Annotated in this window: 16 protein-coding genes; 13 read left to right on the forward strand and 3 right to left on the reverse strand. The window is 44.5% G+C overall.

Annotation, left to right across the window (positions count from 1 at the left end; genetic code table 11):
- Window positions 1-68 precede the first annotated feature (68 nt).
- Window positions 69-308, forward strand: a complete 240-nt coding sequence (locus tag EG814_RS09395) for a hypothetical protein (RefSeq protein WP_125721206.1) — start codon at window positions 69-71, stop codon at window positions 306-308.
- An 87-nt stretch (window positions 309-395) separates the two neighbouring features.
- Here the strand turns inward: EG814_RS09395 and xseB are convergent, their stop codons facing one another.
- Both xseB and xseA read right to left on the reverse strand, forming a co-directional pair.
- On the reverse strand, window positions 396-596 hold the full coding sequence (gene xseB / locus EG814_RS09400) for an exodeoxyribonuclease VII small subunit (protein ID WP_125721208.1): 201 nt from the start codon (window positions 594-596) through the stop codon (window positions 396-398).
- Window positions 574-2,010, reverse strand: a complete 1,437-nt coding sequence (xseA, locus tag EG814_RS09405; RefSeq protein WP_125721210.1) for an exodeoxyribonuclease VII large subunit — start codon at window positions 2,008-2,010, stop codon at window positions 574-576. Before xseA ends, xseB begins: the two co-directional genes overlap by 23 nt.
- A 268-nt stretch (window positions 2,011-2,278) precedes the next feature.
- On the opposite strand from xseA, the gene EG814_RS09410 reads away from it, so the two are divergent.
- Genes EG814_RS09410 through EG814_RS09425 form a run of 5 tightly spaced genes read left to right on the forward strand, consistent with a single transcriptional unit; the run spans window position 2,279 to window position 4,841 of the window.
- The gene (locus EG814_RS09410) at window positions 2,279-2,710 is read left to right on the forward strand and encodes a single-stranded DNA-binding protein (RefSeq protein WP_235830944.1); all 432 of its coding nucleotides are present in this window, start codon (window positions 2,279-2,281) and stop codon (window positions 2,708-2,710) included.
- 44 nt (window positions 2,711-2,754) lie between these two features.
- A complete protein-coding gene (locus tag EG814_RS09415) occupies window positions 2,755-3,114 on the forward strand; it encodes a DUF7222 domain-containing protein (protein ID WP_125721212.1) in 360 nt (119 codons plus the stop codon).
- Window positions 3,115-3,140: 26 nt separating this feature from the next.
- Window positions 3,141-3,530 (forward strand): Cas9 inhibitor AcrIIA9 family protein, encoded by a 390-nt coding sequence (locus EG814_RS09420; protein ID WP_125721215.1) that lies wholly within the window; start codon window positions 3,141-3,143, stop codon window positions 3,528-3,530.
- A complete protein-coding gene (locus EG814_RS21190; RefSeq protein ID WP_235830945.1) occupies window positions 3,527-3,895 on the forward strand; it encodes a hypothetical protein in 369 nt (122 codons plus the stop codon). The genes EG814_RS09420 and EG814_RS21190 overlap by 4 nt, the downstream gene beginning before the upstream one ends.
- 4 nt (window positions 3,896-3,899) lie before the next feature.
- Window positions 3,900-4,841: a PcfJ domain-containing protein gene (locus tag EG814_RS09425; RefSeq protein WP_235830946.1), complete on the forward strand. Its 942-nt coding sequence runs from the start codon at window positions 3,900-3,902 to the stop codon at window positions 4,839-4,841.
- Window positions 4,842-4,929: 88 nt separating this feature from the next.
- Here EG814_RS09425 and EG814_RS09430 read toward each other — a convergent pair whose 3' ends face one another.
- Entirely contained in the window at window positions 4,930-5,175 is a 246-nt protein-coding gene (locus EG814_RS09430; RefSeq protein WP_125721217.1) for a hypothetical protein, read from the reverse strand.
- Between the two features lie 221 nt (window positions 5,176-5,396).
- Here EG814_RS09430 and EG814_RS09435 point away from each other — a divergent pair, with 221 nt between their 5' ends.
- The 7 genes from EG814_RS09435 to EG814_RS09465 all read left to right on the forward strand — a co-directional run bounded on the left by EG814_RS09435 (window position 5,397) and on the right by EG814_RS09465 (window position 13,553).
- Entirely contained in the window at window positions 5,397-5,654 is a 258-nt protein-coding gene (locus EG814_RS09435; RefSeq protein WP_125721219.1) for a hypothetical protein, read from the forward strand.
- A 116-nt stretch (window positions 5,655-5,770) separates the two neighbouring features.
- Window positions 5,771-9,025 carry a PAS domain-containing sensor histidine kinase gene (locus tag EG814_RS09440; protein ID WP_125721221.1) on the forward strand — a complete coding sequence of 1,085 codons (3,255 nt, stop codon included), beginning with the start codon at window positions 5,771-5,773 and terminating at the stop codon, window positions 9,023-9,025.
- A gap of 45 nt (window positions 9,026-9,070) precedes the next feature.
- On the forward strand, window positions 9,071-9,463 hold the full coding sequence (locus EG814_RS09445) for a response regulator (protein WP_125721223.1): 393 nt from the start codon (window positions 9,071-9,073) through the stop codon (window positions 9,461-9,463).
- A 388-nt stretch (window positions 9,464-9,851) separates the two neighbouring features.
- Window positions 9,852-11,018 (forward strand): IS3 family transposase, encoded by a 1,167-nt coding sequence (locus EG814_RS09450; protein WP_125721225.1) that lies wholly within the window; start codon window positions 9,852-9,854, stop codon window positions 11,016-11,018.
- Window positions 11,019-11,037: 19 nt separating this feature from the next.
- Entirely contained in the window at window positions 11,038-11,655 is a 618-nt protein-coding gene (locus EG814_RS09455) for an IS3 family transposase (RefSeq protein WP_125721227.1), read from the forward strand.
- A 126-nt stretch (window positions 11,656-11,781) separates the two neighbouring features.
- The gene (locus EG814_RS09460; protein ID WP_125721229.1) at window positions 11,782-12,939 is read left to right on the forward strand and encodes an IS3 family transposase; all 1,158 of its coding nucleotides are present in this window, start codon (window positions 11,782-11,784) and stop codon (window positions 12,937-12,939) included.
- Window positions 12,940-12,962: 23 nt separating this feature from the next.
- On the forward strand, window positions 12,963-13,553 hold the full coding sequence (locus EG814_RS09465) for an IS3 family transposase (protein ID WP_164515303.1): 591 nt from the start codon (window positions 12,963-12,965) through the stop codon (window positions 13,551-13,553).
- The last annotated feature ends 101 nt before the right edge of the window (window positions 13,554-13,654 follow it).

A 13,654-nucleotide genomic window follows, 5' to 3' on the forward strand; every position in this document is an offset into this window, starting at 1 on the left:
GCTCTCTGCCTGTAAATAAATACCATCCGCTAGCCGTATTTTTATAATTAACTTTAAATTGATCAGTCATGGAAAATACAGCAGAAAATTACGATGATATCCAGAAATGTCCGTATCACAGTGCCCTAAAAGCGCAGGGATATCAAAATCCGCCTGAAAAGAGCAGCAATAAGGATGCAGATGCCAATACAGGGGACTGGGACGATCAGCGCGACGGGTCAGCAGCGGATGATTCCATCTATGATACGGGGCGCAATGATAATTCAGGAGGTGCAGGAAGCACCGCAAGCGCATCTTCTAACAGCTAGAATATGATTAAAACAAAAAAGAGCCTCGGGCTCTTTTTTGTTTTACAGCTGTCAACGTGTACAGGGCTGCTCTATTTTCAAGCCACATTATTCTTTTTCCATGCCGTCGATTATTCTGCCCACTTCAGTCTCTGCGGCCTTAAGCCTGCCCTGGCAGAAGGCGATAAGCTCAGATGCCCTTTTCACCTTAGCGGCAAGCTGGTCCACCGAAATGGTCTCGTTCTCTATTTCTTTTGAAATGGCGGCAAGCTCTTCCCAAGCCTGCTCATAAGTCAGTTTCTCTTCCATCGTATTGTATTTTTTCTTTAACGGTGCTTTTAAGTATGGTATCGTGCAGGATGACTTCTATATCGTCCCCTTCTTTTATATCCCGGGTGCCTGCGGCAATCTTCCCATTGGCTTTCACAATCGCGTAGCCTTTCCTCAGGATATTTTGCGGGGACATCAGTGCAATGCTTCTCTGCATATGCTCCAGATGAAGATTGCTGCTTTTCAGATAGCCTGCGGCAAAAAGCTTTAAATTACCTGTAAGATATTCCATATTGCTCCTTTTGCGGCGAAGCAGGTTCTGTGAAAGCTGCGCCGTTATCTGGGCTTTCAGTGAAAGCCTCCTCTGGTGCCCGTGCAGTATGTCTTTCACGTCCGCCGCGATTCTCTGGTTGGCAAGGGCCAGCTGCTTCTTGTGCCCAGAGAGTGCCTCCCTTGAATTTTTGGATATATTTCTCTTGAGCTCTTCCAGCCCTTTGGAATGCTGCAGCAGAAGCTGCTGGGATTTGATTACGATAAGCTGCTGCAGGGAAAGCAGCCCCATTTCAAAACTGCGGTTATGGGCAATAATGAACTCTGCCGCTTTGGTCGGTGTTTTGGTATGGGTATGGGCCATAAGGTCGGTGATGGTCACATTCTTCTGGTGCCCGATTCCTGTTATGATCGGGATCGGGAATTTAGCCACCGCCCGCCCGATCTGGTAATTGTCAAAGATCAGGAAATCCGACTGTGCGCCGCCTCCCCTTGTAATGACAATGGCATCATAAGGGATTTTTGTATTATAGACTTCAATGAGTTTGCCAAGGAAAAGCTTGGCATTGTTGTCCCCCTGCACTATGGTGTAATAATCGTCAATTTGGAAGGCATACCCAAAATCATTGTGCTGCAGGGTATGGCGGAAATCTTCATTTCCTGCCGAGTTGCTCGCTGAGATAACGGCAACCCTCTGAATGGCAAGGGGCAGCTGCAGACGGCTGTTAAGCGTGGAATAGCCATCGGCTGTTTTGGTGATAAAATCATTCTCTGCAGCAAGCCTTTTAAGGGTCACGTTGCGCTGCTGCTCCAAGACTCCGAGGGTAAAATTCACATCTATATCCAGCACATTTACAGAAAGTCCATACAGCGGATGATAATCCACGCTGACCTTTACCAGCACATGAAGGTTGTTGGTGAATCTCTGGCCGGTCTTCTTCTCAAAATCCGACAGGTGCACTGCCCCCTCTCCCCAAGCCTTTCCCATGATTTTGGCAGTAATGGCGCTGTTCTTCTCGCCTTTCTCCACCAGCTCAAAGTAATGGATCTTCTTATCGGCCTTAAAGGAATGGTTGGTGATATCAGCCACCACCCAGTGCGTCTTTCCCCTAAAACGGGAATTAATCGTGTCCTGGATCTGCTCATTGAGCTGTGAGAGTCTGATATACTGGTCTGGTCCCATAGTTTTTAAGGCCTGCGGTCTGTTTTTTTCTTACTAACCGCTAAGGTAGCTATTCTGTGGCGGAATCTCAAATGCGCAAAAAGCTGAGTTGTAAATTTTCAATTCAAAACGGGTTAAAAGGGCAGCCAAAGTAGTGCCCGCCCTCTCCTGCATGCGCATAACCGCTTTACGCGGCCCTTCGGGGCTTATAGCACTCCGGCTCGTTTCGCACACTGTTCTTCCGCTTTCTTTTTTCCCGTTTTTTCTTTTGAAAAATTTCTTGCGGGGCATGGAAAGAAAACTCGAACAAGTATTCATTTTAAAATTAGAAATCATGGAAATCACAGGACGAATTGTAAAAGATGCCTCAGTGGCGAAAGTAAAAGAAAACCGTGAGGTGGTAAACTTCTCCATAGCGGTCAACGACAGCTACAAACCCAAAGGAAGCACCGAGGTGAAAAAGATTGTAACCTATATCGACTGCTCCTATTGGCTCAGCGCAGGACTGGCGCAGTGGCTTCGTAAAGGCACCCTTGTGCAGCTCTTCGGGCGCATCGGGCTGAAGGTCTATATCGGAAATGATGCCCGCGCGCACGGGACATTGACCTTTCACACCTCGGATGTCAAGATACTGGTATTCGCGCAGTCGGATAACAGCAAGCCTGCACCCGCCCTCAAACAGCAGAAAACCACGGACGACCCCGAGGATCTGCCTTTCTAAACCTTACGCCTTTTAAAAATTATGCACGCCTAAAATATTTTATTATGAAAGCCTTACAAAAATCAAATTACAGCGATTATCGCGTAAGTGATGCCTTTAATGAAATTATCCTTAGAAGCATCACTTCGTATGACGGCAAACGCAGCGTACAGCTGAAATCCTTTTTCCTTGACCTGCAGACTGGCGGTTGCGTAAGCGGGATGATCTCCGAGTTTATCTACAATGCGGACTGCAAAGAATTTTACATCGGGCATATCGATGAGCTTGAAGATATGCGAACCCAGCTTGAAGAAGCGATTGGAGAACCTATCGAGAACCGATTTAGCGCGCCGCACTACACTTTTGTATGCTGGCTCTGTTTTGAAGAGTACTGCTACGACCTTTATTCAAGGCTCTTTGAGTGAAAATTTTCAACCTTAAATCCATTCTTATGAAAGCTTCTGAAAATTTTAGAAAAGCAATAGAGAATTACCTGAGCAGTCTCTCGCAGGGCGACAGCGCCTTTGCGCCCCATTACGCCAAAGCTTCCAAGAACGTCGAATCCTGTCTGCACTACATTGGCGCAGAGGTCAAAAAAACAGGCTTGTGCGCCTTTGACAATCAGGAAATTTTTGACATGGCAGTAAAGTACTACACCGATGATTCCATCCCAACGCCTGCCCCTATAGCCTATAAAGCCGTGGTGCAGACACCCGCCGCTGCCGACCTTTTCTCGCAGCCTGAAATTCCTGCCGCGAAAATCCAAACCCAGACTGTTATCCCCGTAAAGAAAGATGTAAAACCTGCGGCGCAGACCGCCCTGACACTCTTTGACCTATGACACCCAAAACACAAATAGAAAAACAGTTGATCGCTTTAAGCGCAACGCTTTCGCCCATAAATCCTGAGGTTTTTGTTTGGGCACAGAAAAATATCTTCCTGAAATGGGGCGTGCTATCACGCTCCAAATTCTATTGCCTGCAATGCACGCACGTATGGAAGCCCTCCTGCCCAAGTTCGTGCGCCAAATTTACCGCCTGTCCCACCTGCAAAGGCAGGCTTAAAATGATGCCCTATAATCAGGTGCATTTCAAAGAGACTGAATACTATGCCGTGGTGCAGCGCTGCGCAGGGTTTCAGGTGGTGCGCATGGCCATAGCCTATAAGCGCATGAAAAAGAATTTCACACCGACCTATCCACCATGAGGTCATGCAGCATTGGATTAGCCCCGCAGGGGAAGTGCGAACGCTCTCGCGCAGCACCAATGCGTTTTCACAGGCCTGCGATGCGTGGAAATTCTATTCCCCCCTTGAAATAAGGCCAAAGGATTTTGTTCGCAATGCTAAGTGCTTTATTAATCCCTACAAGGTCTTTCCGCAGATCAAAGTGCTGCCCATTTTGAAACGCAACGGCTTTAAGGCTTCGGTGCATGATATAGCGCCCCACCTGCTCTTTGCATCGCTTTTATCCGACCCCATCACCGAAACCCTTTTAAAAGCACGTCAGATAAAGCTTCTGCAGCATTATCTGCGAGTTTCAGGACAGGGCATCCGCCGAAACTGGCAGGCAGTCAAGACCGCCATCAGGAACAGCTACAAAATCGCTGATGTACAGATTTGGGAGGATTATCTCGAATTGCTTCGGCATTTCAAAAAAGACCTCTGCAGCCCCCTTTACGTATGCCCTGAAAACCTCAGCGGAGCGCATGACCGATTGGTGCATAAAAAGCGCGGGCTTTTACGAAAGAAAAAACTGCAGGACCTGCGCCTTGAAATCGAAAAAGCGCAGAGCAGGTACGCAAGCGATAAAAAACGCTTTTTCGGACTGTCATTTCAGGACAAGGAACTGAACATTTCGGTGATTGAAAACGTCAAGGATTTTATGCGCGAGGGCGATGACTTGGGGCACTGCGTATTCACCAATGAATATTATGGCAAAAAAGATTCGCTTATCCTATCGGCAAAAATTGCCGATAAATCAGTGGAAACCATCGAACTATCCCTGAGCCGCATGGAAGTGCTGCAATGCAGGGGGTTCAAGAACAGACCCTCAAATCACCACAAGCAGATACTGCGCCTGCTTTCCCAAAACCTGTATCAGATAAAACAGCGAATGAAAAAAAGAAACGTAAAAGCAGAAGCCGATAATTGAATCGGCTTTTTTTTATGGCCGCATTTTAAGGCTCGAAAGCCCGCCAGCCTGACGGCTGGCGGGCTGTGGATTTAAAAGAGCTGATTAATTATTTGATGCTGATTGCCCCCGAAAGGTTTTCCTGCTCGATGAACGCGGCAATATACTCCAGGGCTTCACCGCTTTTATCTCCATCTGTTTCAAAAGTATTGATATGGAACTGCTCGTCCTGGTCCAGGATATGGATAATCTCGGTATAGCCTTTTGAGATCAGGCTGCCTTTGAGTTTGAGGATAGTATGCTGCTCTCGGGCATCCAGATCTTTTCTCACCTTTAGCTGTATCTCTTTTTCCATTGTGAAATATTTGATATTGAACATCCGTAAATAGAGCATCAAATTTATAATTTTAAACCTTTCCTTAAACATCCCTCCCTGTTAAAAATGAAAAAGCGGCAAATGAGAATTTAACAATTACTCCCAAAAATTATGTAAAAGCCCCCAACCCAAAAGCATTACATTTATGTTGCCGCCGCCTGTAAAAAGGCAGCAGCGCTTAATCAATCCAATATAAGCTCATGACTCCAGAAAACTGCTATCACAGCCTCCCCCAAGACGGTGCCGCCGAATGCTATGAAGAGCAGCTCCTGATGCAGTACGACCACTACCTGCGCACAGGAATATCGGCACTGGCAAAAGCAAAAAGCCGTTTTAATACCCTGCTGGCCAACGCCCGTTTACAAACCGGTGAAGGCAGCCCTGATGAACAAGAAGAGCAAAGCGAGCAGCAGCAGCAGGAAGAAACCGCCTCGGATCCCGGCACATTTCTGATGTGAGAAAAAAATGCCCGCAGCATTACCAAGCCTAAAAACGGGCTCTTTACATTTAATTGGCTATATTTACCTAAATATGCCGCGCCAATATATGCGGCTGGCAACCTGAAAACAAACCTTTGAAACCAGACCTTTACAATTCCGACTATTATTTCCTTCACAATGGAGGTGAAGCTGCCAGAATCATCCAGAGTATCGACTGGGGCGCGCACATTCTCGGCACTCCTGAGAAGTGGCCCGAGAATCTGAAAAATACGCTATCCACACTTCTTTCGTGCAAGTTCCCGATGTTTTTGTGGTGGGGGGAAGAGCTCACCCAGTTTTATAACGACTCCTATTTCGGCATAATGGGAACTGCCAAGCACCCCCATGCAATGGGAGGAAAAGCGGCCGATTACTGGCACGAATGCTGGGACTTTATACAGCCACTGATAGCAAGGGTTCTAGACCAAGGGGAAAGCGTATGGTACGATGACCTTTTGATGCCCATTGAAAGGGACGGAATCCTTAAAGACTGCTACTGGACTTTCAGCTATTCCCCTGTGCGCGATGACAGCAGGCAGATCAAAGGCGTACTGGTCATTGCCACTGAGACTACAGAAAAAGTGCTTCACAGGCAGAAAATAAACCAGAGTAAGGAAGAGCTTGAATTTGCGATCAATGCCGCAGAGTTCGGCACTTTCGACTTGGACCCAAAGACCCAGAGATTCGCTGCAAACCCAAGGCTTAAGGACTGGTTTGGTCTGCAGTCCCAAGATGAAGTGCTCTTGGTTCATGCGCTGGAATCCATAGCGGCCTATGACAGGGAGCGTGTGGCGGATTCCATAAACAGGACACTGGATTACAGTTCTGGCGGGCGTTACGACATTGAGTACGATATCATAGATTCTAAATCTAAAGATATCCGAACGGTTCATGCCTTGGGAAAGGCGTGGTTTGACAAGGACAATATCGCGTATCGCTTTAACGGCACGGTGCAGGACATCACAGCCCAGAAAAAAGCGGCCGAAGAACTCTACAAATCACGCCAGCTTACCGATATTGCCATCAAAAGCATGGGGCTGGGAATTTTCAACGTCGACTACTCCCAGGGCACCATCGACTACACTGCTGAGCTAACCAGGCTTATGACCGGAAAAGTCCAGGCAGAGCTCACCATAGACCAGCTTTCAAAATACATTCATCCCGAAGACCTGGAGCTCAGGGTTCAGGCTCTTAAAGAAGGTATCAAAAGCGGCACTTTCCATTATACGCCCCGCGTGATCTGGGAGGACGGAAGCATCCATAGGATTGCTATATCTGCCTCAAGGATGTTTGATTCACATCGAAACGGTTCTGCATTCTCGGGAACCGTTGCCGACATCACCGAGCAGGACAACAGCCGTCTGGCGCTGCTGCAGGCCGAAGAGCAGCTTCAAATCAGCAAGCGCGAGGCAGATGCGCTGTTCCGCAATGTGACCGACAGCTCCCCTACAGGCTTATGGCTCTCAGATAAGGATGGTCGGATGACCTATTTCAATAAGACGCTCATCGAATTTACCGGGATGCCCTACCAGGAGCTGCTAAAAGGGAATTGGACCTACGCCATCGCGCCCGAAGACTACCACAGGGCTAAAGATGCCTATCTGGATGCCATTGCCTCGAAAAGGCACTTTGACACGCTTTTCAGGGCAAGAAAGCATACGGGGGAAACCATGTGGTGCAGGGCCGCAGGCGATCCATTCTATGATGCCGAAGGCCGATATGCAGGCTATGCAGGGTTCTGCATGGACATCGATGAAATCATCTCAGGCAGGCAGGCGGTCACCGAAAGCCAGCATAAGGTAACCTCAATGGTAGAGCAGTCCCCCGTTGGGATCTGCCTTTTCACCGGTGACGATCTGAAAATTGAAATTGCCAATGACATCATGATCGGCTATTGGGGAAAAGACCGCAACGTGATTGGAAAACCGTTCATCGATGCGGTTCCCGAACTACAGGGCCAGCCGTTTATCGATATACTTCAGGAGGTGTACCGCACCGGGGAAACATACTATGGGCGCGCTATGCCGGCAGATTTGCAGGTCGATGGAAAACTAAGCACCTATTACTTTGAATTCACCTATACGCCCATCCGCAATTCCAAAGGCGAGATCTACGGCATCATGGACATAGCCGTTGATGTGACACAGCAGGTCACCGCATCCAAAAAACTGGAAGAGACCACACAGGCGCTCGAAGGCGCAATCGAACTGGCCGAACTGGCCACTTGGGGCCTCAGTGCGGCCGACGGCAGCATTACCTGTTCGGACCGTTTCAAAGAGTGGCTTGGACTGGCCGATAACCACGGCAGCAGCGGCATATTTATGGAGCGTATCGAAGATCCTTACAGGGAAAAAGTAATGGAGGCATTTAAAGAGGCGTTCACAGCCGATGCCGAAGATTCCTATGATTACGAATTTCCCATTACCAACAAGGTTACAGGCCAAAAGCGCATCATACACGCCAATGCGCAGGTGCTGTACTCCAAGGACGGCACCCCTGAGGGCATCAGCGGAACAGCCCAGGATGTGACCAAAGAGCGTGAACTCCAGCACGAGCTCCAGTTCAAGGTCTCCGAAAGGACGTCCGAGCTCAATGCGGCAAATGCCGAACTGGAAGCGCGCAACCGCGAGCTTTCCCAGTTTGCCTATATCGCATCGCATGACCTGCAGGAGCCGGTACGGAAAATCAGCGTGTTTGCCGACATGCTGCAAAACAACCTGCATAAAAATCCTGAAAAAGCCGACCTCTACCTTGGCAAGATAACCGGCTCGGCCAAAAGAATGGAAAACCTGATAAAAGACGTGCTGCAGTTCTCCAGGCTCTCCCAGGCGGAAAAGAATTTTGAGCCTGTGGACCTGAACACCGTCATCCTGGAGACCCTGGCGGATTTTGACTTGGTCATCGAGCAGAAAAATGCTGTGATCCAGAGCGATGTGCTCCCTGAAATAGAAGCCATTCCCCTGCAAATGGCACAGCTCTTCGGCAACCTGATGTCCAATGCACTGAAATACAGCAGGCCAGATATCCCCCCGCTGATCTCCATCAGGCTAAAGCCCCTTTCCGAATCTGACAAGAACAGCCTGTCTGAGGGGCCGGATCAAGATTATCTTAAAATAGAAATCAGCGACAACGGCATCGGGTTCTCCCAACAGCATTCCGAACAGATATTCAATATCTTCCAGCGCCTGCATGGAAATGGCCAGTTTGCAGGCATGGGGATCGGGCTTGCCATGTGCCGGAAAATACTCCAGAACCACGGCGGGACCATCAGCGCCGTCTCAGAAGAAGGCCTAGGGAGCACTTTTGCAATGATACTGCCAAAATCACAGGCAAAAAAAGGGGAAGATTAAAATTATCGCGAAAAATTGTATATTTACATTCGCTTAACCCATTTTATGAAAACCGTTTTTTTAATTGATGATGATCCGGATGACCGCGAAATTTTTCAAGAGTCATTAGCTTTGGAGCATCCCTCAGTTTTGTGCCAGCAGGCCGAGAATGGCGCCGCCGCTTTTGAAAAAGTGAGATCCGGCTTCTTTGCAAAACCTGACCTTATCTTTCTGGATCTTAACATGCCCATCATGGACGGCAGGGCATTCCTAAAGCAGATTAAAGCGGATTCCAAGTTTAAGGATATCCCCGTGATCATCTATTCCACTTCCTCGAGTGAGGCAGATAAAAAGTTTGCTCAAGAAAACCACGCTGCAGCTTTCCTCTCCAAGCAATATTCGCTCAGTTTAATACGCCAGGACATACAAAAGGCAGTGCAAAACTTTCTGCAGCTTTAAAAAACTATTTAATTCCCTTACCGCTCTCTACCCAATAAACAAAAAATATTTAAAATTTATTTTGTGATACTGCACCAGAATAACTATTACTCTCCAATTAAAGCCCCAGCAAATTAATATAGAAAATGCTAAGCCAGCATCATGGCAAAATCGTAGCACATCCTTTTTCACAGAAGCTGACAACAATGATAATCGATACCTTATAAATTTAGGTTCGAATACTTAAAAATGCAGAAAGTTTTAGGACTTCCTGTTTTGCACTTGTATATTTTATTAAATTGTAGATATAAAATGCATTGGCTCATTTCAATCTACTTTCTATATTTTTTATAATATAAAAGATTAAATAAACTAACTTAACTATCTAAAATGAAATAAAAAAGCACTTATGCCCAAAAAATACAGAAAGTTTGATTTTGCTTTTAAAGAGAATGTTGTAAAGTTAAGCTATGAAAAAAAGTGCTTGCAAGACTTTGCCGACGAACTTAAAATATATGCCAGCACGATATGCAGATGGCGCCGTGAATATAATCGATTCGGATCAGGAAGTTTCCCTGGTCCCGGTTACCCAAGAGTGCATCCAGACCAAAAAAGACTCTTTGAGCTTGAAAGGGAAAGCCGAAAATCGGACCTCAGGTTGGAAATTTTAAAAATTGCGACTCCCTACCTTTTTCAAGGCAAACCGATTATTTATGAATTCATTAAAAACCATGAAGATAAGTATTCGATTCATCAGATGTGCAAAATTCTTGGCATTTGCAAGCGCACATATTTCAAATGGAAAAAAAACGGAATTCCGAAGAAGCACAGGGAGGTAGCAGAGCTGAAAGAAGAAATAGCCTCCATATTTTTAAGCTCTAAAAAATGCTACGGCAGGGATAAAATCACAAAAGAGCTTAACAGTCGGGGGTTTAAAATAGGTCCGCGGCAGGTTTCAAATTATATGTTCGCACTGGGATTACGCAGCAAAGCAAAAAGAAAATTCAAAACCACGACAGATTCGAAACACAGCTATAACACCGCTCCAAATATTTTAAACCAGGAATTCATTACTGATGCACCCTCCAAAGTCTGGGTCTCTGATATTACTTATATCCAAACTAAAACAGGATTTATATACCTAACGATTGTGATGGATCTGTATGACCGCAAAATAGTAGGCTGGAGTCTGAGCGGAAGCCTTTTAACCAAGGAAACCACAATACCTGCTTTAGAAATGGCGGTTAGGAACCGCAAAGTTTCACCAGGATTGGTATTTCATTCCGATAGAGGCGTGCAGTATGCCAATAGGTCATTTATTGACCAGATTGATGCGCATAAATGTATTAGAAGCATGAGCCGCAAAGGCTGCCATCTGGACAATGCAGTTGCTGAAAGCTTTTTCAGTTCATTCAAAAGAGAACTGATCTATAGAAGCGCTGAACTGCTAACCTCAGAAGCACTGAAAAAAGAAATATTGGACTATATAGAGAACTGGTACAACACGAAAAGAATTCATTCTTCATTGAAATATAGAACTATCGAACAGTTCAATTCTTCCAGCAGCGAATATTAAGAAAATCGTATCAGAATATATGAAAAAGACAGTCAGGATTTACGATCCCTCATTTAAGGAAGATGCCGTGCTGATGAGTTACAAAAAAAATAATTTAACAAAACTTGAACAGGAACTCGGAATATACGAAGGCGCTCTCAACACTTGGAGGAAAATATATCAAAGACAGGGACTAGCTGGTTTTAAAAGAACTGTTTCCAGAAAAAATAATTCTGAAAATTATAAACTTTCAGAGTTTGAAAAAAAGATAAATCAATCTAACTTAGCTTTTGAGATTCTTCATAGAGCGGGAGAATTGCTAAATAATGGAAAACTGAGTATTTTCCAATTTATGGAGAATAATGAAAATAGATACTCGGTAAGATTCATGAGTAAAGTTCTAGAGGTAAACAGAGGCACGTACATGAGATGGAAGAACCGGTTCAATACAGATGAATATAAAAGAAAGATTAGAATACAGGAAGAAATAAGCATCATATTTTCCGCATCTGCACAGTGCTATGGAAGAGATAGAATTGCAGCCGCGCTGCACAATACCGAATTCAGAATATCAGCCTCAACTGCTGGAAAATATATGAAGGAGCTTGGACTTCATGCTTCATTAAAGACCAAATTTAAAAAAAACGGATCCGTCTGAATAAAATAGTTTTCTAATGCTCTTGGCAGCTATTTCTTAAGCATTATCATTTTAATTAACATGCAGGTGCTTAAATCTTTTTTAATATTTTGGCTTAAATGCATCAATCTAGAATAATATCAGATAATGGTAAGAACACAAAGACGACACACGCCAGAATTTAAAAAAAACGCTGTTCTTCTCAGCTTTGAAAGGCAGAATGTTACGCAGACAGCTAAAGAGCTTGACATTTCTTCCAAATTACTCTCAAAATGGAGAACAATATATAGAGAATATAAGGAAGGTAGTTTTCCTGGAAAAGGCAGAAAAAGATTGTATTGCGAAGACTCGAAAATTTTTGAATTAGAGAAAAAGCTTAGGGAATCCGAACTAAGGCTGAAGATACTGCAGGAAGGCATCAAATTTAAATCTCAAGGCAAACAGGCAGTTTACAATTTCATCTATCGCAACAAAAAGAAATACCCTATTGGAATTATGTGCCGCGCATTAGGAGTTTCCACTTCTATGTATAATTTAAGGATACAGCAGCCATTGTCGCAAAGAGAAATTAAAGTATCCATGTTCAAAAATGCCATTGCTGCCGTTTACTTCGAATTCAAACAGTATTGCGGCTGTGTACTGATTGCCAGGGAACTAAACAGAAAAGGCATTCTTATATCTGAAGATCAGGTTTCATTTTTTATGAAACAGATGGGGCTTAAGAGAAAAATCAAAAAAAAATATAAAGCAACTACAGATTCCAAACACAATCTCTACACTTCTCCCAATATACTCAACAGGCAGTTTACCGCAGATAAAGCATCGCAAGTTTGGGTTTCCGACATCACATATATACAGATTGAAAGACGTTTTTTATATCTTACCGTAATTATTGACCTTTACGACCGTAAGGTTGTAGGCTGGAATCTAAGCTCGGGGCTTTCAACAGAAACCACTGTTCTTGTAGCATGGAAAATGGCTTTAGATAACCGCGGACTGCAGAAAGGCTTATTATTCCACTCTGACAGGGGCACACAGTATGCAAGTAAATTATTCGCAAATAGCCTCAAAGAGCACAGCTGCATTCAAAGCATGAGCCGCAAAGGTGACAGCTTCGATAATGCAGTTGCAGAAAGCTTCTTTAATTCTTTAAAAAGAGAATTAATAAAAAAGCAGAAGAGGCTGCTAACTCCAAAAGAAATGAGAACCGAATTGTTTGATTACATCGAAAACTGGTATAATAGAAAAAGAAGGCATTCGGCTCTTAATTACAAAACAATAGAGGAATTTAACGGATGCATTTGAATGGAAAAAAATGTAATGCACGTATGAAAGAAAACAAAAAATGCTACCACCGGGATTTCAAGCTCAAGTTGGTAAAGCTAAGCTTAGAAAAATGCAACCTTGAGGAATTAGCCGCAGAATTCAGTATTACAAGCGCTTCGCTGTTGCACTGGCGGAAAGATTATATAATAAACGGGGAAAAAAACTTTCATTTTAATGGAAAAACAAAATTAACGCCACTGGAAAAAAAAATATACGATCTTGAAATAAAAATTAGAAAATCAGATGCTAAATTCGAAGTTATAAGTGGTGCATCAAACTGCCTTCGTGATGGGCTGCCGGCAGTGTATCAATACATAACAGAAAATGAAAACAGGTTCTCAGCCTACCTTATGTGTTCAACACTAGGCATAAGTCTGGACAGCTACAAAAGATGGAAGAAAAATCACATTTCGGAAAGGAAAAAATGGAAAATGAAGCTCAAGGAAGAAATAACGTCCATATTTTTAGCGTCTAGAATGACGTATGGGTCGAAGCGCATATCGGTTGAACTTCAAAAATCGGGAAATCAGGTATCGGCAGACACCGTTCTTAAATGCATGCGAGAATTAAATCTTTATGCATCAAAAGTTTAAAATCGAAGTGTCAACATATAATCCTTAATGTAAAAAACGTTCAAACTGACCACACTTTCAGCATAAAGTGACCACCCGATTTCGGCTCAAAGTCACTATCA

Origin of the sequence: Flavobacterium ustbae, from assembly GCF_003946915.1 — a bacterium.
Classification (GTDB): domain Bacteria; phylum Bacteroidota; class Bacteroidia; order Flavobacteriales; family Flavobacteriaceae; genus Flavobacterium; species Flavobacterium ustbae.

What these genes read in the sequence shown, in the direction of transcription:
- EG814_RS09460 (WP_125721229.1), top strand. Translation starts at nt 11,782, where the DNA reads ATGGTAAGAACACAAAGACGACACACGCCAGAATTTAAAAAAAACGCT.
- EG814_RS09420 (WP_125721215.1), top strand. Translation starts at nt 3,141, where the DNA reads ATGAAAGCTTCTGAAAATTTTAGAAAAGCAATAGAGAATTACCTGAGC.
- EG814_RS21190 (WP_235830945.1), top strand. Translation starts at nt 3,527, where the DNA reads ATGACACCCAAAACACAAATAGAAAAACAGTTGATCGCTTTAAGCGCA.
- EG814_RS09450 (WP_125721225.1), top strand. Translation starts at nt 9,852, where the DNA reads ATGCCCAAAAAATACAGAAAGTTTGATTTTGCTTTTAAAGAGAATGTT.
- EG814_RS09395 (WP_125721206.1), top strand. Translation starts at nt 69, where the DNA reads ATGGAAAATACAGCAGAAAATTACGATGATATCCAGAAATGTCCGTAT.
- EG814_RS09415 (WP_125721212.1), top strand. Translation starts at nt 2,755, where the DNA reads ATGAAAGCCTTACAAAAATCAAATTACAGCGATTATCGCGTAAGTGAT.
- EG814_RS09435 (WP_125721219.1), top strand. Translation starts at nt 5,397, where the DNA reads ATGACTCCAGAAAACTGCTATCACAGCCTCCCCCAAGACGGTGCCGCC.
- EG814_RS09455 (WP_125721227.1), top strand. Translation starts at nt 11,038, where the DNA reads ATGAAAAAGACAGTCAGGATTTACGATCCCTCATTTAAGGAAGATGCC.
- EG814_RS09425 (WP_235830946.1), top strand. Translation starts at nt 3,900, where the DNA reads ATGCAGCATTGGATTAGCCCCGCAGGGGAAGTGCGAACGCTCTCGCGC.
- EG814_RS09445 (WP_125721223.1), top strand. Translation starts at nt 9,071, where the DNA reads ATGAAAACCGTTTTTTTAATTGATGATGATCCGGATGACCGCGAAATT.
- xseB (WP_125721208.1), bottom strand. Translation starts at nt 596, where the DNA reads ATGGAAGAGAAACTGACTTATGAGCAGGCTTGGGAAGAGCTTGCCGCC.
- EG814_RS09430 (WP_125721217.1), bottom strand. Translation starts at nt 5,175, where the DNA reads ATGGAAAAAGAGATACAGCTAAAGGTGAGAAAAGATCTGGATGCCCGA.
- EG814_RS09465 (WP_164515303.1), top strand. Translation starts at nt 12,963, where the DNA reads ATGAAAGAAAACAAAAAATGCTACCACCGGGATTTCAAGCTCAAGTTG.
- xseA (WP_125721210.1), bottom strand. Translation starts at nt 2,010, where the DNA reads ATGGGACCAGACCAGTATATCAGACTCTCACAGCTCAATGAGCAGATC.
- EG814_RS09410 (WP_235830944.1), top strand. Translation starts at nt 2,279, where the DNA reads ATGGAAAGAAAACTCGAACAAGTATTCATTTTAAAATTAGAAATCATG.